We start from the raw sequence: 15838 nt of genomic DNA, 5'->3' as shown, positions 1-15838 counted from the left end.
ATTTCTCTTACCAGGGAATCACTGCACCATCATAATTAAAGAACTGCCCTGAGCGACCCATATCCAGATTCTCAATAACCTTTCTAAGCCCTGTAATTGATGTAACCGTATCAATCAGACCATTTGGTCCACCCATATCCGTCTGAACCCAGCCAGGGTGGCAAACAGCTACGCTGATGCTTCTGCCAGCAAGATCATGTGACAGGCTTTTACCCACAGCGTTGAGCGCGGCTTTTGAAGAGCGGTAGATGTAGCTTCCACCGCTGGTATTATCTGCCACACTGCCCATTTTGCTAGACATCAGGATGATCTTGCCATTATCAACAATGAGCTCAGAGAGCTCCTGAACAACCATCATGGGAGCAACAGTATTAACCTCCAGAACCTTCATCCACTCATCAGCCCTTACCTCACCATAAGGCAATCTCTCACCATAGATGCCGGCATTATTGATCAACAGATCAATACTGTTCCCCATCAGTGTGTATTTGAGATTGGTTATATGAGTCGGTTTGGTCACATCCAGCGGAATGGTTTCCAGTTGCTCACCTGCAACCTGTTTCAGCTTCAGTAGCTCTTCAGACGTTTCTGGAGAACGACTGCAGGCAAAAACCTTCCAGCCGTCCTTAAGGTATTGCTTTACAAACTCCAGCCCAAGGCCTCTGTTTGCACCGGTAATAACAACATTTCTGGACATACTGGTCTAAATGCTCCACTAATTGCTATAAAGACTCAGAATAACCTAACAAAGAGAGCTATTCTTTTTATTAGGCACTCAAAACCTGCTTTCAGCCATCAAACTGACAGCTTACTATAGGGTTTTGAACACAATCAGCAAATCCATGGATGGGTAATATGTCTAGCGGCAATCGAATTGGCGGATCTAACGGCCCTAATTACACTCCGGGTCAAACTAAAAAAAATGAAGCAACTGATGATCGACACGTTGTTGTTGATAAGCACATCCCACCAGAAGAGGCTCAGGCTGGATTACCAGAAAAAGCGATATACGAACGGAAAGCCTCACGCTCTGCAAACCAACCTCTGACTGACACACAGGTTGGACTGTTTAAAGGTTTATGCCGGGAAGGTACTCCCACTGTTTTTGCCAACTCTTTGACTGATAATGTCTTAAGCATGAATCAACTTATACAGTTAAGAGGGACACTGCCTAAACAACTCAATAAAAACCTTGAAAAGGCAATTCTACAACATGCTGCCTCATTGACTCTTAGTGATGTAGTCAACACCTTGATGGATTTACAACTTCCTCAAAAAAGCTATTACAACGTGCTGGCAGAGCTCATGGAAGCTCCCAACCAGGTTCATTGCCCGGTAAGAACAGTAATGGAAGTTCGAGCTGAAGAATTTGCCAGTAATTTAGGAGCTAAAGAGGCTGACTTAAGTGCTTTAGTCGACGATATGACGTTAAAAGCTCTGAGTTTGATCAATACAGAAATGAGAAATGTAGCGCAGGATTTGCTGTTGAACAGTCACCTTTCACCTGATGACCAGACAGCATTGAATCATCAGTTACAACAACAAAATAATTACCTCGCCGAAGCCTTCGATCAGGTAGCGGTAGTTCAGGGCTGAAGGAGCTAATCAACTCCTTCAGCCTACAGTATCAAAGCAGAACTGTAGCAACAGTCCAGATGCTCAATACCAGTGTGCCACCATAGCAGAGCAGCTTGAACCAGCCGCCCAGATGGATACCCAGATCATGGGAACCGTGATAAATACGGTGAATACAGGCCCAATAGGAAGGCACCAGAGCCACCAACAGAATCAGCTGACCAAAGAGGTTATCCAGAAAGAACCCTGACATCCGCTCATAGGACAGAGCTTCAGCAGGAATAGCCCCCAGAGAAATACCCAGCACGATCAGAATCATTACCGGAAAGAAAAATGCGATCGTAGTACCGCCTGCGCCGAAGAGGCTCCACAGCAGGGGTTCAATATGACGTTTGTTACTCATCTTATATCCTCCCTTACACTGCTACTGCAGCAGCTAAAACGATCAGAGATACACCGGCCAGGCCAGCGTACATCAGCTTGTTCACCACATTGTCTGCCACTTTCTTGCGAATGAACTGCGGCAATACGCGAGGTGTCATATCGAAATAAGTCACCGCGTGAAAAAGAGTCATGCCCAAGGTCACAACTGTAAACAAAATCATCAACGGGTTGGCCTGAAATGCCAACCAACTGTTCCAGGCTTCAGCGCCTTTAGTAAGCTGAACAATACCCGCGAACAGATTGATGCAGTACAAAAAGTCAAAGACACACGTCGCTTCACGCACCATGTACATGCGGTAATACGGATGGTCCATAAACCAGGTGCGCTTCATCGGGCGCACATAAGGACGACGACTCATTACTTGCCTCCTTTGCGTGGCATCAGGTAGGACAGAGCCCAATCCTGGGAACCCTGCAGCTTGTTCTGGTTGATAGCCGCAGCCGGATCAACGTTCTTCGGACAAACCTCTGAACAATAGCCGACAAACGTACAGGACCAGACACCGTTCTTACCCTGAATCACTTCAGTACGCTGGTCATAACCGTCATCACGGCTGTCCAGGTTATAACGATGACCCAAAGCGATAACCGCAGGACCGGCAAACAGCGGGTTCAGCCCCATCTGTGGGCAGGCGGAGTAGCAAAGCATACAGTTGATGCACATGGAGAACTGCTTGTAGAGTCCCATCTGCTCAGGTGTCTGAATGTTAACGCCCTCTTCAACCGGCTTTTCCATCGCATTGATGATGTGCGGCTTCACAGATTCCAACTTCTTGATGAAGTCTTCGGAATCAACCACCAGATCCTTCTCAATCGGGAAATTAGCCAGCGGCTCAACTTTGATAGAACCCGGGTAGTAATCACGCAGGAACGTCTCACAACCCAGCTGCGGTGTGCCATTGATCACCAGACCACAGCTACCGCAAACCGCCATACGGCAGGACCAGCGATAAGACAGTGTGGAATCCAGTTCGTCCTTGATATGTTCAAGAGCGTCCAGCATGGACCAGTCTTCAACATAAGGAATGTCGAACTTGCCGTAGGTCGGCTTGTCATCGGTCTCCGGGTTGTAACGGAGGATCTCGATGGTGATGGTTTTATTGCTCATTCGCGATGCTCCTTTTACTTATCCAGACCGGCAGCTTTGGCTGCAGCTGCTTTTTCGGCAGCTGCCTTTTCAGCAGCAGCACCGTAAACACGCTCTTCCGGTTGGAAGCGAGTGATGTTGACGTCTTCATAGTCAAGACGTGGCTCAGCATCACCATTGAAGTAAGTCAGGGTATGTTTCAGGAACTTCTCATCATCACGGGCTTCGAAACCATCGATACGCTGGTGCGCACCACGTGATTCCTTACGATTAACACCACCAACCGCCATACAATGAGCAACGGACAATGCACTTTGCAATTCAAAAGCCTGCAGAAGCTCAGTGTTGAAAACCTTACTCTTGTCTTCAACCTTGACGTTATTGAAGCGATCACGCAGCTCAGCAATCTTATCAACACCTTCCTGCATCTCTTCGCCGATACGATAAATGCCGAAACATTTCTCCATGGTCAGCGCCATTTCCTTACGGATATGGGACAGCTTCTCAGTACCATTGGCGTTACGCATGGATTCGATACGATCCAGATGGCCGCGAGCCTGATCCAACAGTTTCTTCTCGTCGGACATGGTTGCCTGCTTGGCGAAGTCAGCCGCTTGAGCACCAGCTACAGCGCCAAACACAACCGTTTCTGCCAAAGAGTTGGAACCCAGACGGTTAGCACCGTGCATACCTACAGAAGCACACTCACCGGCTGCGTACAGACCAGGAATGTCAGACGCACAGTTAATGTCAGTACGGATACCACCCATGGTGTAGTGAACCGCCGGGCGTACTGGTACTGGCTGATGAACAGGGTCAACACCCAGGTAGTTCTTGGCCAGAGAGCAGATCAGCGGCAGACGCTCCATCAGCTTTTTCTCACCCAGATGACGCAGGTCGAGGTGCACCGCATCGCCCAGAGCAGTCTTGATAGTGCGACCTTTACGCTGTTCCTGCCAGAAGGCCTGGGACAGCTTGTCACGAGGACCCAGTTCCATGTATTTGTTCTTTGGCTGGCCGACTGGAGTTTCCGGTCCCAGACCATAGTCTTGCAGGTAACGGTAGCCGTCCTTGTTCAGCAGAATACCGCCTTCACCACGACAACCTTCGGTCATCAATACACCTGAACCCGGCAGACCCGTTGGGTGATATTGAACAAATTCCATATCACGCAGAGGCGCGCCAGCACGCATAGCCATACCATGGCCGTCACCGGTCACAATGGCTCCGTTAGTGTTAAAACGGAATATACGACCAGAACCACCTGTTGCAAAAACAATAGATTTGCCCAGAATAACTTTAGGCTCGCCAGTTTTTACTTCAATGGCTGTCACGCCCTGAGCGCGGCCATCTTCTATAATCAGGTCGGTAGCAAAGTACTCATCGAAACGTTCAATGGATGGGTACTTGGTGGACGTCTGGAACAGAGTGTGCAGCATGTGGAAGCCGGACTTATCCGCAGCAAACCAGGTACGTTCAATCTTCATACCACCAAAGGCACGAACGTTTACATTACCATCAGGCTTACGATTCCATGGGCAACCCCAGTGCTCAAGACGAATCATCTCTTCTGTAGAGTTCTGAACGAAGTAATCGACTACGTCCTGGTCACAGAGCCAGTCACCACCACCTACAGTATCAACAAAGTGGTTTTCAAAAGAATCGTGATCCTGAATAACGCCAGCGGAACCGCCCTCAGCGGCAACCGTATGGCTACGCATCGGGTAAACCTTGGACAACAAGGCAATCTTCAGACTTGGGTCCTGTTCTGCCACTGCAATTGCGGCACGAAGCCCGGCGCCACCGGCACCAACAATCACAACATCGGCCTTAATGACCTGCATTATGCCAACCTCAAATTGAACGTCCGCTTCCAGGGTCATAGCTGACTGCTGAACAGCAGGACTGGTTAATAGAAAAAGGTGAGAAAGGGTTTCTTGACTGGGGGACGTCCGGGTGTGGCAAATTCTAATGGCTTCAATAGCCAATATGTGCGCTGCAATTGTGAAGGTATCTATAGCTATAGACCTGAGGCAGCGACGAGCCATCGTTCAGACTCAACCCATTAACAAGTTAATGTTGTCAATGTACTCACTACCTCCCTAACAGACAATCACGTCATCTCACCGAGAGATGCGTATAATCACGCACTTTCCATAGGGGATTTAGTGTCGCACATTAATTGGTCAGTCAGTATTGAGCTATGTCACCAAAACAACGTAGAGATTTGAGCTGCAATAATAAGCCCGCCAAAGGCCAGAGAGGAATACGCCGCCCAACTGCCAATGGGGATTCGGTATTGTCCCGCAACCCTCTTTTTCCGAAGTTTCAGAACAATCCATGCAGGTAGAATCACAGCTAATACTGCCAATGCAACAGAAGCATAGCCCAATGCCACGACAAACCCCTGAGGGAAACAAAGTGCAAAAAGAATAGGAGGAACAAACGTAGCTGCCGCAGTTTGCAAACGACCTGAACGGCTATTATTTCTCTTCAGCAAGTTGGCCAGATAATCAAACAGCCCAAGGGCTACTCCAAGAAAAGAAGTCAGTAGCGCAAGGTCTGAAAACACATAAAGCGATGCTTTCAAATTGCCATCAGTGTTTGCAACGACAGACAATTCACTGATCAATTCTCCGGTTGAATCAATCATCCGCAACTGTTCACTGGTTAAAGAGCCGACTGACGTATAAATCCAGAGCAGATAAACCAGAAACGGAATACTGGCTCCCAGAATAAAGACGGCTGCAATACCCGAAAGGTTTTTGCGCATGTACAGGATCAGGCTGGGAATACTGCCATGAAAGCCAAATGAGGTAAAAATAATAGGTAGGGCAGCCAGTGCAGGCCAGGCACCAACCTCACGCCTGATAAGGTTCTGATACTCCGTTTGAGAGGCAAGCATCACCAGAGCCACCAGCAAGCTCATAACCATGACACTGAACAACAGCCTGTTCAATAAATCCACTGAGCGAGTACTGTAATAAACAAAACCACCTGCGATCACTGCAAAGACAACCACACTCAATTGACGTGCAAAAAGCACGCCAGTCTCCGCTCCCAGAAACTGATAAATCAGAGACCCACCACCCGCTAAATAAGCTGCTAACAGCGAATAGAAAAGCCAGAGCGGAGAAACCGTCGCCAACACTCTGCCAGGCGTGCCCAACGTTCGGCTGGCCATTGTATAAAGGGAACAGCCCGGTTCAATGGCAAGGTTGGCTTCCAGCATTAACAGAGCGGAAAGTACTGCAAATAGAAAGACAAACAACATCAAGCCAGCCATTGTCCAGAAGCCAATATCAGCAGCCGTCAGTGGCAAAGCCAGCATTCCGGCTCCAATGGCGGTTCCCGACAGAATAAGGACACTTCCCCAGAACCTGGATTCGCCAGTGGCTGCCATGAATACCTCAGTTGCTAAAACATGAAGGGATGATTATAGGCAATGAGTATTTCAATGTGCTCATTTGAATGTCTGATCAGTTATTTACCCACCTCCGGCGGGTAAATAACTTCGAGCTCATGTGTCTGGTTACCAGACGGTAATTATTCAAGCATGGTGGTGTCACGGGCAATGGTACTGACTGCTTCAGAATTCAGTTTCTCAAAGCGTTTCTGCAGAGCATCCAGTTGAAGGTCAACACTTGCGTCCACGACACCAATATCACTTTCCATTATGCAATCGCCCGTTGATAACCGCTCATCAGAAACCAGATCGATGAAACCAACGCCTTTATATTCAGCCAGTATTTCATTAACCCGGGATTTCACCATATTAAACTGGCTGGGAGGAATGCGGATGGTGACCTGTTTTTCATTGCGGACATGCTGGAGTGCATTTCTGACCAGATTCACAGCCATTTCATCCTGATCAAACTCACCGATAATTTTCTTAACACCAGACATCAGAATACCAGCCAGCGCCTTCTCTACATCTGATAAGTAGCCAATGGTTCGACTGACTACTTTCAGCATATGTTCAGACTGCTCTTTCCTGCTGATATCTATGCCTTCGTCATAACCCTGCTGCTTTTTGGTTTCATAAACCTCTGCAGCTTTTTGCAGGATTTCTTCAGCCTGACGATTAGCCTGAGCGAGTATTTCCTGCGCCTGAAGATACTCAGCGTATTCTGCTGCTTTCAATACTCTGGCAGCCGGGTCCAGCTGGATTCTTCCAGCGGTCAGGATAACAGGTGATGCCATTCTTTATTCACCTCTTTATAAACCTTGATCAGCAGTTTCTGGCACTGCTCTTCCGATAAGTTCTGGAGCTCACTGCTTTCAAGATGCTCTCGATAGTCAGTTGGCATTTTCAACAACAATCTTTTTTTAAAAGCTTCCGGACAACTGCTGAAAGCTGTTCCCAATACCTGTAAACCACTCAGTAATAAATAGTGTTTAAACTGTTCAAGGTGGTCCCAGTCAATTAATAGGCTAGGGCCCAACTGTTGATCGAATCGAGCTATAAACTGGGCTTTCTGGGTAGCAAAACGATAAAGTGGCTCACCTAAACATTCTGCAAATGCTTGCCTCTGCGAGCTCAGCAAAGCATTACGGATAATGCCTTCATTCAATGTTGCTCCCGTGTAAAGCGCCAATGCTGTTAACTCTCCCTCATCTGCCAGAGCGATGCGTTTATGGTTTTCAATAAACTCATAATCGAACTCATTGTTCAGTTGAAACTGCTTCAGCAAATAGTGGGATAGATGGTAATCGGCATTATTTTCCTGCCTCAGTTGCTGCACCAGAGGGGACAGTTTGACCGTCTTCAGCCAGGATGGATGGATATATCGAATGAGATAAAGATTAAACTCAGCCACTGATTGAAACAGCTCGAGACCATTACTCTGATCAATCAACGGATGATGAGCATTCATGCCGCCTTCCCGGACTTCTTCCTGCCTTTACGCAGATACATCTCCCAGTACAGGAATCCGCCTCCGCCCATGGCAATCAGCAGCAGAAATATCAACGAGAAGACCATAACCCGCAAAGGACCCGCAGAGCCTGGGCTGACCTTTATGAATAGTACTGAGTCCATCTTTGGAGTAATGCTTCCTCCCTGATGAATACGGGTGGCAGGAAACAAAGAAACCGTAATTTTATCCAGCGACAAGCCTTCAATACTGTTGGAGACCAGTGTTTTAACCTTGGGAATAAAACCTGCCAGTTCCAGTTCAGGCGTGTATTTAATAAATACCGAGGCTGAGGATGGGTAATTCACATCACTTAGAGAATCCTGTTCCTGGGGCAATACCACATGAACTCTGGCAGTAATAACACCATCAATTTCGGAAAGAGTTGAGGACAGCTCCTGAGACATGGAGTAGGTATAACGTGCTCGTTCTTCAGTGGGCGAAGATATCAGACCATCTTTGGGGAAGATCTCACCAATGGAGGAGTATTTTTCTTTGGGATAACCAAGGCTCTTGAGGAGTTTTATTGCTTTGGATACTTCATCCGATGGCACCATCAAGGTGACCATCTTGTCCTTATTGATCAGCTTCTCAGCCGAGATGCCACCATCCAGAAGAATGGCCAGCATACTGTTGCCTTCTTTCTCGGTGAGACCGGAGTAAAGCTCAACCTGACACCCTGTCAGCACAAGACTAAATAACAACAGTGCAAACAGTCGTTTTGTCCGCTGAACAATTCCCTGAGGAATCGGTTCCTGTTTCATTCGCAGGTAACCCCGGCTTGGTCCAAGAATCAATGTATGGCCTGTCGATCAGTAAGCCAGACATTGATTCATTGTCAGGCCTACTGGTTACGCAACAGGGTGTCGAATGTCTGGGTGCTCTTGCTGACAATCTTACCAATGTAGTCTTCAGTCACCATCAGATTGGTCATGGCCATCTGGGTTTTAAACATGTCCTGCATGGACAGTACTTCGTTTTCTGAAGAAAAATTGGTGACAAGATCATCCCTGCCAGCATCCACATGATCTTTCAGCCCCTGCATTCCCCTGAGAATTTTATCGCCCAGAGTCAAAGCTTCGCCTTCAGCTGCGTCAGGAACTGCGAAGGTTTCGCCAAGAGGCTGCTTCCCTTCACCAGCCAGCAGACTGCCAAACTTTTCAGCAGCTTCTGCATCAGCAGCTTCAGGGGTCAGGTTTGTTTCTGCAGCTTCGAGAGCCTTGTCAGCCAGACCATCCGAGTTGATTATATTTTCGGCCATCCCTTGAACCTCTTGAGTCAGTGAAAACTTCGATAAAACAGCCTGTTATCGCCTTGTTTCAGTCACTTTAAGCAACTACCTGCTGCTCAAATTGACGGGTTAACAGCTCAATTACGCCTTCAGCATTGGGTAATGTGAAAGCTTCGTTGATCAGATACACCATAAAAACCAGTTCATCGTCCTGCTTCAAACCTGCCTGCAAAGGAAAGCTCAAAGACTTTGTGTAGTGGCATGCTTTTAGTGCTGATACCAAAAGGTGGGCAGTATCAAATTGTGGGATTCGTCTGACCAGATAAATCAGTACACCGTCTTCCTGCAGTTCCATAAACAGCGTGCCGCGGTTTTCAAATTCAAAACTGATAACACCAGAAGCACCAAACTCGAGCCCATCGATACCCATTGCTCTGCCTATATCTGCAACAACACTGTCTCGCCAGTCCATAGCTATTTCCCTTTGCTATCAGCCGTTTCTAACGGTTTCACTCTGTCTTGTATCCTGCTGACCTGACACTTTCGGTGAGACAGAGGCAAGTAAATCACCAACCTGCTGCTCAGCCATATCAGCAAACTGTGTAAAATCAGGATTAATATCCTTCAGCTTGGGTATTTCAATCAGAAGTTTTTCGAGCTCTACGGGGTTAGATGCCAAATGTCGTACATCTAGCAACGCATCCAGCGGATTTTGATAACTTTCCCCAGCAATATTCCCCAGAAATTTTTGAATGATGAAATCGGCAGTGTCTTTCACAGGCGGTTTGTTCAAGCCAAGATCCGCGGTCACTTCACCCACAAAATTATCTGCAGATAGAAGTTCAGCCCCTGAAGTATCAATCTCTGAAGCCACTTCTTCTTCAATTAGTGAATCCATATGTTCCTGACAGGAAACCATCAGATTTTGTTTGGTTTCATCATTGGCAAAAGCTTCTTCAGGTACCGACCGAATGATATCCAACATAGCCCGGGTAGCAAAAATCTTTGCTTCCAGGCCACTAACCTTTAGATCATGAAGAGCATTTTCAAACTCTGATTCCGTTACCCATGGCTGGTCGACCAACTTTAAAACCTGTCCCATAAGACTGGAAGGAAGCACTTGCTCTGAAGGATACGTACGGCTCATTTGGTCTTCTGTGTCACAGCAAAGATCGTGAACACCGGAGAGAGTTTTTAGTAACTTCATGTCTTGAATAATTGACTGCAGCCGTTCTGGCGATGCTGACTTATCTAAAGCTAATAATTCTGTACCAAGAGCCTCGAGCAGTAACTGACACCTTTTTTCAAATTCCAGCGAAGTCAGCTTTTGCAGCTTCTTTTCAGTATCAGGTTTATCAATTGGAGAAACCGTCTTTGAGGCTCCAAGGTCACCAAGAAGGTAGTTATAAGTTCTGGTCAGAGTACGATAGTCTTGAACATGACCACCTGCTGCCTGCAAGTTTGACTCATCAACAAGCTCTGCAAAACCTTCTCGAACTTTGCGAATATCAACATTCATCCCTTGCTCTTCAATAACCTGAGCAACTTTTTCAGAGATATTTAGACCTGCTGTTATCAGCGTTGGGTTTTTATCTTTAATTCGTTTCTTTGCAGTAGCGATCTGATTGGCTTTCTCTTCATCCCCCTGCTCTGCAAAGTATTCCTGAGCAAAGTCCAGCAATGCGTACTGCTCAAGAGGGTCACCGGAAAAATCACGAGCCTGTTTTAAAATCTGGTTTTGATTGAGAGATTTCTGATCAGTAAATTTATTAACAGTATCTTTAAAAGCTTCAGTCTTTTGAATAGTCTGAATCTTTTTGATTTTCTCCATAATTTTGTCGCTCAGCTCAGAGCCGGACTTCATCTTGCGCTTGTCCAGCTTCTTCGATTTGAACTGATTGGCAACCATAGAGAGTTCTTCTGCGGCATCCATCAGGGCAGACTGGGAATCAGACTTAACAACAACATTTTCGCCAGACAGCCTACCCTTAAGACCAAGGGCACCTTTATCGGAGGGAATATCCTGAAAAACCGGTTGCTGAATCGAACCGGCACCTTCAATAGAAGCGGCCATTCAATGTCCTCTGGTGTACGGGGAAGGCTGACCGCTTTACAAGCCTTCCCCGCCCGGGTTTATCCTCTGGTTGTCGTCTTCAGTGTTTCGAACCAGGTTCTGATAATTTCATCCATCTTGCTTTGCGCTGTTTTAACCATGTCCTGCTGGAGTTGCATCCACTCCGATGAACTCTGGGCAGCATTTTCATGGGTTTTCTGGAACGCTTCATGCTCTTTCTGCTTAGCCTGATGCTCCGACGCTTGATAGCTCAGCCCTGCTGCAACCAGGTCCCCCATACCTGTCACCATCTGTGATGCCTGCGCGGACTGCTGCATCCGTACCGATGCCTGCTGAGCAGAACCACCACTCATTGAACCACCGATAGAGACAGCACCTGCGGCAATCTTCATAGTGCCACTGGCCACACCCGCAGCAAGGGTGTAAATCGCAGCCTTACGCATTTCACCCGCCTGATTGAGCACTTCCTGCTTGGCTGCATCATATTCCATAGAACGAGTCTCTCTGGCAGTTCTTCGGCCTTGAACACTCATTTCATGGAGCAGCTCCAGTACAGCAAAGATATCTACCAGCTGTTGCAGCACTCTATCGCCTACAGGGCTACCAGTAGAAAGGGTATTTGCAGCCTGCGCCATAGCTTGTAGCTGTGCCACCTGACTGGTACTGGTGGACTGAATAAGATTTCCCTGAGCCTGGAGCGATGATGGATTAGAGCCGGCAAGGATCATATTGGCTTGAGTATCGCTATAACCCATTTTAGCCAACAGTGCTCTTTGAGCATCTGTACCAAACTGTTGGCCATTAAGCACCGCCATAAAGCGATCCATCCGGGCCTGTGATATCCCGGCAACAGAGCTGCTTCGACCTCCTCCAGCCTGATGCGTCGACATCAGAGAGTTACTTTCGTCATCCGGGTCAGCCATAGACAGCATGGCTTCGATCTGACTTTCACTGAAACCCATCGAAGAAAGAGCGTCTCGCTTACCCTGCAAGGCAGCCTGCCCACCATGCATACTGGCAAGTGTATTGTTCGAATCATCGGGGTTGGCCAGAGATGTCAGGGCATCCAATTGACTCTGGTTAAAGCCCATGCCTGCAAGCACGCTGCGCTTGCCTTCACCACTACCAACATTATGACCATGGAGATTGTTCAGATAACTTGCTGTACCTCTCAAGGTATCTGAATGCTTTTGAACCTGAGACTGCTGCTCAGGAGTCATAGTGCCACTCTTCATGGCTTTAGCCAGCTCAGACGTTGTAGAAAGAGCTTTCTGGTTGGCCTCATTGATCTCACCCAGATCAGAGTTTGCTGATTCAAGGTGCGTAGGCCTAACTTCTTCTGGCTGGTCAAGTACCGGCGCTCGAGTCAGCTGCCCCTGAAGCACACCGTTTCTGGCCGATTCTCTTGAATAGCGAATATTCTCGCCATCAAGATTACCTCGTGCCACTTCATCCAGAGCTTCTGCCCCGTGCAAAGATGCCGGGTTAGGATTCTGAACCTGCGTGTGCTGAGTTGATCCTGTGTGTCCTACCTGAGACATATACTACCTCCGTGTTCACAGATCAGGCACGCAGATTGCGAGCCAACGTCGTTTTAGTGTCATGGTTTGCCTTGATGATATTAGCAAGTGACGAGTAACCGGACTGCAATTCATCAATCGCTTTTTCTATAGCTTCCATCGCATCATCAAGAAACTGTTGGATTCGGGCCAGCTCAGCTTTCTCTTCCAAAGCCTCTGCCCGAAAAATATCTGCCTGATAGGTATATGCGGCAGTTGAAATATCAGCACTACCTGAAGCTACTTGAGAGACACCACCAACAAGCTGAGCAAGTTTGGCAAGCTTGGTCACAATTGCAGTTATCTTGGCGGCTGAAGCCGTTGCTTGCGCAGCTGTGTTAACACCGGTCGCTGAAACTTGAGCACCTGTTGCAGCCCCTGACGTTGCAGCGCCCGCAGTACTGGCTGCAGCACCACCGGCGCCGGCGAAACCACCTGCAGCAGCCGCACCTAGAGAAAGTGCGATCATTATTGTGGCCCAGAAAACCATAGCGCCTATACGAGCTTTCTGTTTTTTATCATCGTCACCACCCGCAAGACCGTCAAAGATTTTCATCATAAAGTTATCGGTTTCTGATGAAATAATCATTGTCACCATTACTGCCATGGCAGCTACCATGAGGCTTACAGCGATTACAGTAAGTACACCACCTGTAAAAATGATACCTACGACTGCGACTACTACAGTTGCAACTGCCATCAGTGCAAGAGCTATATAACCGAAAATCTTGCCAACCAATGCTGTCTTTTCAGCTTTTTCCATTTTCTCAATTGAGTCACGAATTTTCTGAATGATGTTGCCGCTTCTGTGCTCAGCAGCCACCTGACCTATCTTGATGCTTTCCTGATCGAACTTAAGCCTTTCGTTTTGAAGCTTTGACTGAATCTGAATCAGCATGGTGGTTGCTGAATCAATATCCAGAGTTTGTTTAGAGTTCATAGCTGCTTTTGTGAAAGCTTGAACATCAGCAGCCAGTTCGGCCTGAAGGTCATCCGGTATATGAGTCAGAGCAGACATTTTTACCGTAATATCATTGAAGGCTCTGAGTAACTGGTTCAGTCGAGGGTCATTCTCATCCACACCCTGCATGCGAGCGGTTGCTGAGTGCATAGAGGCTAGCGAGTTATCCGGATCATCAGGATTGGCAAGAGAGCTAAGGGCATCAATCTGGGTTTTACTGAATCCCATTTTTTCCAGTTCAGCCTGCTTCCCTCGCAATTGACTGATCTCTTTACCCATAGGATTCTGCTGGAGATTCTTTACACCGTTAGATAGATCATTTCTGACTGATGGTTCACCACCGTCGGCCTGAAGCTGCTTAAGAAAGTCATCAACACCTGAACCAGACTCTGCGTCTGCTGCAGGCGCATCCAGAGAGGGAGCATGGACCTGAGGTCTGGCAGCATCAGTTCCCTCAGTGCGGGAGTAACTGTTCTGATTACTGAAGCCACGCTGAACCGGTGCGTCATCCTGAGCGGCAGCATTATTCACCACAGTCGGATTCACACCTGAAGACTGCTCTGTTCTTGTTGGGTTTTGACCTATAGAAGCCATCCCTGTACTCCCCGGTTAGCTGGACAGGTTCTCCAGCATGCTTTCCGCACGCTTGAGTTCATCGGCGTAGGCTGTCTGACCTGCTCCCCATTCAATGGCTGTCTCGAAACACCCTTTAGCTTTTTCTTTGTCACCCATAGCCAGATGACAGTCACCTATATAAAGCATGGGTCTTGGATCATCTGCATCAAGCACTGTAGCGAACGTAAAAATCTCGATGGCCTGCTCATACTGTTTCATCATCTGCTGGCAAGCACCCAGACCAAGAAAGTATTTGCGATTGAAATGATCATAGAAGCAGAGAAACTGGAATACTTTTTGAGCTTCATCATACTTACCGCCCTGATACAGGTTGTAAGCAACGCTATAGATAGCTTCCATAGCGTCGTCACTCATATCCTTGAGATCCTTAAAAGTTCCTCCTTTGCCGAAGAACTCAAGCAACATATCTTCGACTTCTTCACCATCATTCTGTTGAACTTCTTCACTCACGGCTCATCCTCCCTGAATCAGCGCAGATTCTGAATCACTGTACTCAGTGATTGGTAGTATTTGTTGATGAAGTTCGACAGCATCTCGAACGACTGGTTGTATTTGTTAATGGTTTGTTGAAGCTTAGTCGTCTCCAACTGCGATTGGCTCGTCAGAGCCTCTATTTTTGCCTTTAGTCCTTCAACATTGACATCCCAGTCGGCAGAGTTGTGATCAAGTTCAGATGTACTATCATCCCTGTCTTCAGATTGATATTCAGCTGACAGACTGTCCCAATACTCTTTAAAAGACTGCCCAGCTGGAGCTACTGAGCCGGGAGGAAACCTATCTTCAAACGAGCTGTTACCTGAAGTACCAGCATTGGCTTTTGCTTCCTTTGCTCTGGCCAGCCAGTTGTTGGCAACCTCAAGCTGAGCGTTCTTGTCCTGAATCGATTGGATTTGATCTCGTAGCTGAACCTCAATAATTTCGGCTCTTGCTGAGAGTACTGACATCACCAGCGCGTCCAGAGACGGCTTGGAGAAATCAACAGACTCACCTTCAAGATAGGAGTTCACCGCTGCAGCACCGGGGCCTATATAAGTATCCCCTTGCCAGTTCTGGGGGTCACTGACCTGGTTCAGCATGGAAACCGGTGTCTGGACATAAACAATCTGCCTGGCCGCTTCACTGAGTGCTCCAGAGAACTGAAGGTTATTCAGCGTTGTTTTATCCACCATTGAAAAGTGTGTTGGCGTTAAAGAGTTTCCCTGGTCATCAGGGTTAGCCAGAGACAACAAGGCATCTATCTGGGCATCGCTGAATCCTGCGGCACGCAGAGATTCTCGCCTTGCATCCGTTAACTGAACTGTACCTCTACTACCGGTCAGCGTTGGTGGGGTTTGCGGATCAACCGGTGTACTCAT

Annotated in this window: 17 protein-coding genes; 1 reads left to right on the top strand and 16 read right to left on the bottom strand. The window is 47.6% G+C overall.

Going from position 1 to position 15838, the window contains the following annotated elements:
* Positions 1 to 7: 7 nt before the first annotated feature.
* Positions 8 to 697, bottom strand: coding sequence for an SDR family oxidoreductase (locus EOPP23_RS04050; RefSeq protein ID WP_153764685.1), 690 nt, complete (start codon positions 695 to 697; stop codon positions 8 to 10).
* A 158-nt stretch (positions 698 to 855) separates the two neighbouring features.
* On the opposite strand from EOPP23_RS04050, the gene EOPP23_RS04045 reads away from it, so the two are divergent.
* A complete protein-coding gene (locus EOPP23_RS04045) occupies positions 856 to 1596 on the top strand; it encodes a hypothetical protein (RefSeq protein ID WP_153764684.1) in 741 nt (246 codons plus the stop codon).
* Positions 1597 to 1627: 31 nt separating this feature from the next.
* On the opposite strand, the gene frdD is transcribed toward EOPP23_RS04045, so the two are convergent.
* The 15 genes from frdD to EOPP23_RS03970 all read right to left on the bottom strand — a co-directional run bounded on the left by frdD (position 1628) and on the right by EOPP23_RS03970 (position 15838).
* The gene (gene frdD, locus EOPP23_RS04040) at positions 1628 to 1978 is read right to left on the bottom strand and encodes a fumarate reductase subunit FrdD (protein ID WP_153764683.1); all 351 of its coding nucleotides are present in this window, start codon (positions 1976 to 1978) and stop codon (positions 1628 to 1630) included.
* A gap of 13 nt (positions 1979 to 1991) precedes the next feature.
* The gene (locus tag EOPP23_RS04035) at positions 1992 to 2378 is read right to left on the bottom strand and encodes a fumarate reductase subunit C (protein WP_153764682.1); all 387 of its coding nucleotides are present in this window, start codon (positions 2376 to 2378) and stop codon (positions 1992 to 1994) included.
* Positions 2378 to 3127, bottom strand: a complete 750-nt coding sequence (locus EOPP23_RS04030) for a succinate dehydrogenase/fumarate reductase iron-sulfur subunit (RefSeq protein WP_153764681.1) — start codon at positions 3125 to 3127, stop codon at positions 2378 to 2380. Before EOPP23_RS04030 ends, EOPP23_RS04035 begins: the two co-directional genes overlap by 1 nt.
* A 14-nt stretch (positions 3128 to 3141) precedes the next feature.
* On the bottom strand, positions 3142 to 4950 hold the full coding sequence (frdA, locus tag EOPP23_RS04025) for a fumarate reductase (quinol) flavoprotein subunit (protein ID WP_153765020.1): 1809 nt from the start codon (positions 4948 to 4950) through the stop codon (positions 3142 to 3144).
* Between the two features lie 362 nt (positions 4951 to 5312).
* The gene (locus tag EOPP23_RS04020) at positions 5313 to 6509 is read right to left on the bottom strand and encodes an aromatic amino acid transport family protein (protein ID WP_153764680.1); all 1197 of its coding nucleotides are present in this window, start codon (positions 6507 to 6509) and stop codon (positions 5313 to 5315) included.
* Between the two features lie 143 nt (positions 6510 to 6652).
* Positions 6653 to 7309: an HrpE/YscL family type III secretion apparatus protein gene (locus EOPP23_RS04015; RefSeq protein ID WP_153764679.1), complete on the bottom strand. Its 657-nt coding sequence runs from the start codon at positions 7307 to 7309 to the stop codon at positions 6653 to 6655.
* Positions 7288 to 7983, bottom strand: coding sequence for a SctK family type III secretion system sorting platform protein (locus tag EOPP23_RS04010; RefSeq protein ID WP_153764678.1), 696 nt, complete (start codon positions 7981 to 7983; stop codon positions 7288 to 7290). Before EOPP23_RS04010 ends, EOPP23_RS04015 begins: the two co-directional genes overlap by 22 nt.
* Positions 7980 to 8786, bottom strand: a complete 807-nt coding sequence (sctJ, locus tag EOPP23_RS04005; RefSeq protein ID WP_153764677.1) for a type III secretion system inner membrane ring lipoprotein SctJ — start codon at positions 8784 to 8786, stop codon at positions 7980 to 7982. The genes EOPP23_RS04010 and sctJ overlap by 4 nt, the downstream gene beginning before the upstream one ends.
* A gap of 80 nt (positions 8787 to 8866) precedes the next feature.
* Positions 8867 to 9283 (bottom strand): EscI/YscI/HrpB family type III secretion system inner rod protein, encoded by a 417-nt coding sequence (locus tag EOPP23_RS04000; protein ID WP_153764676.1) that lies wholly within the window; start codon positions 9281 to 9283, stop codon positions 8867 to 8869.
* A 67-nt stretch (positions 9284 to 9350) separates the two neighbouring features.
* Positions 9351 to 9725, bottom strand: coding sequence for a type III secretion chaperone SycN (gene sycN, locus EOPP23_RS03995; RefSeq protein WP_153764675.1), 375 nt, complete (start codon positions 9723 to 9725; stop codon positions 9351 to 9353).
* Between the two features lie 18 nt (positions 9726 to 9743).
* Positions 9744 to 11327 (bottom strand): TyeA family type III secretion system gatekeeper subunit, encoded by a 1584-nt coding sequence (locus tag EOPP23_RS03990; RefSeq protein WP_153764674.1) that lies wholly within the window; start codon positions 11325 to 11327, stop codon positions 9744 to 9746.
* Between the two features lie 59 nt (positions 11328 to 11386).
* Entirely contained in the window at positions 11387 to 12868 is a 1482-nt protein-coding gene (locus EOPP23_RS03985) for a hypothetical protein (protein ID WP_153764673.1), read from the bottom strand.
* Between the two features lie 22 nt (positions 12869 to 12890).
* Positions 12891 to 14441 (bottom strand): type III secretion system translocon subunit SctE, encoded by a 1551-nt coding sequence (gene sctE, locus EOPP23_RS03980; protein WP_153764672.1) that lies wholly within the window; start codon positions 14439 to 14441, stop codon positions 12891 to 12893.
* A 15-nt stretch (positions 14442 to 14456) separates the two neighbouring features.
* The gene (locus EOPP23_RS03975; RefSeq protein ID WP_370514617.1) at positions 14457 to 14933 is read right to left on the bottom strand and encodes a SycD/LcrH family type III secretion system chaperone; all 477 of its coding nucleotides are present in this window, start codon (positions 14931 to 14933) and stop codon (positions 14457 to 14459) included.
* 17 nt (positions 14934 to 14950) lie between these two features.
* Positions 14951 to 15838, bottom strand: coding sequence for a hypothetical protein (locus tag EOPP23_RS03970; RefSeq protein ID WP_153764671.1), 888 nt, complete (start codon positions 15836 to 15838; stop codon positions 14951 to 14953).

It is taken from the genome of Endozoicomonas sp. OPT23, assembly GCF_009653635.1.
In the GTDB taxonomy this organism is placed as follows: Bacteria; Pseudomonadota; Gammaproteobacteria; order Pseudomonadales; family Endozoicomonadaceae; genus Endozoicomonas_A.
Note: the sequence above shows the minus strand (reverse complement) of the source record. Positions and strands in the feature narration are given on the sequence as shown.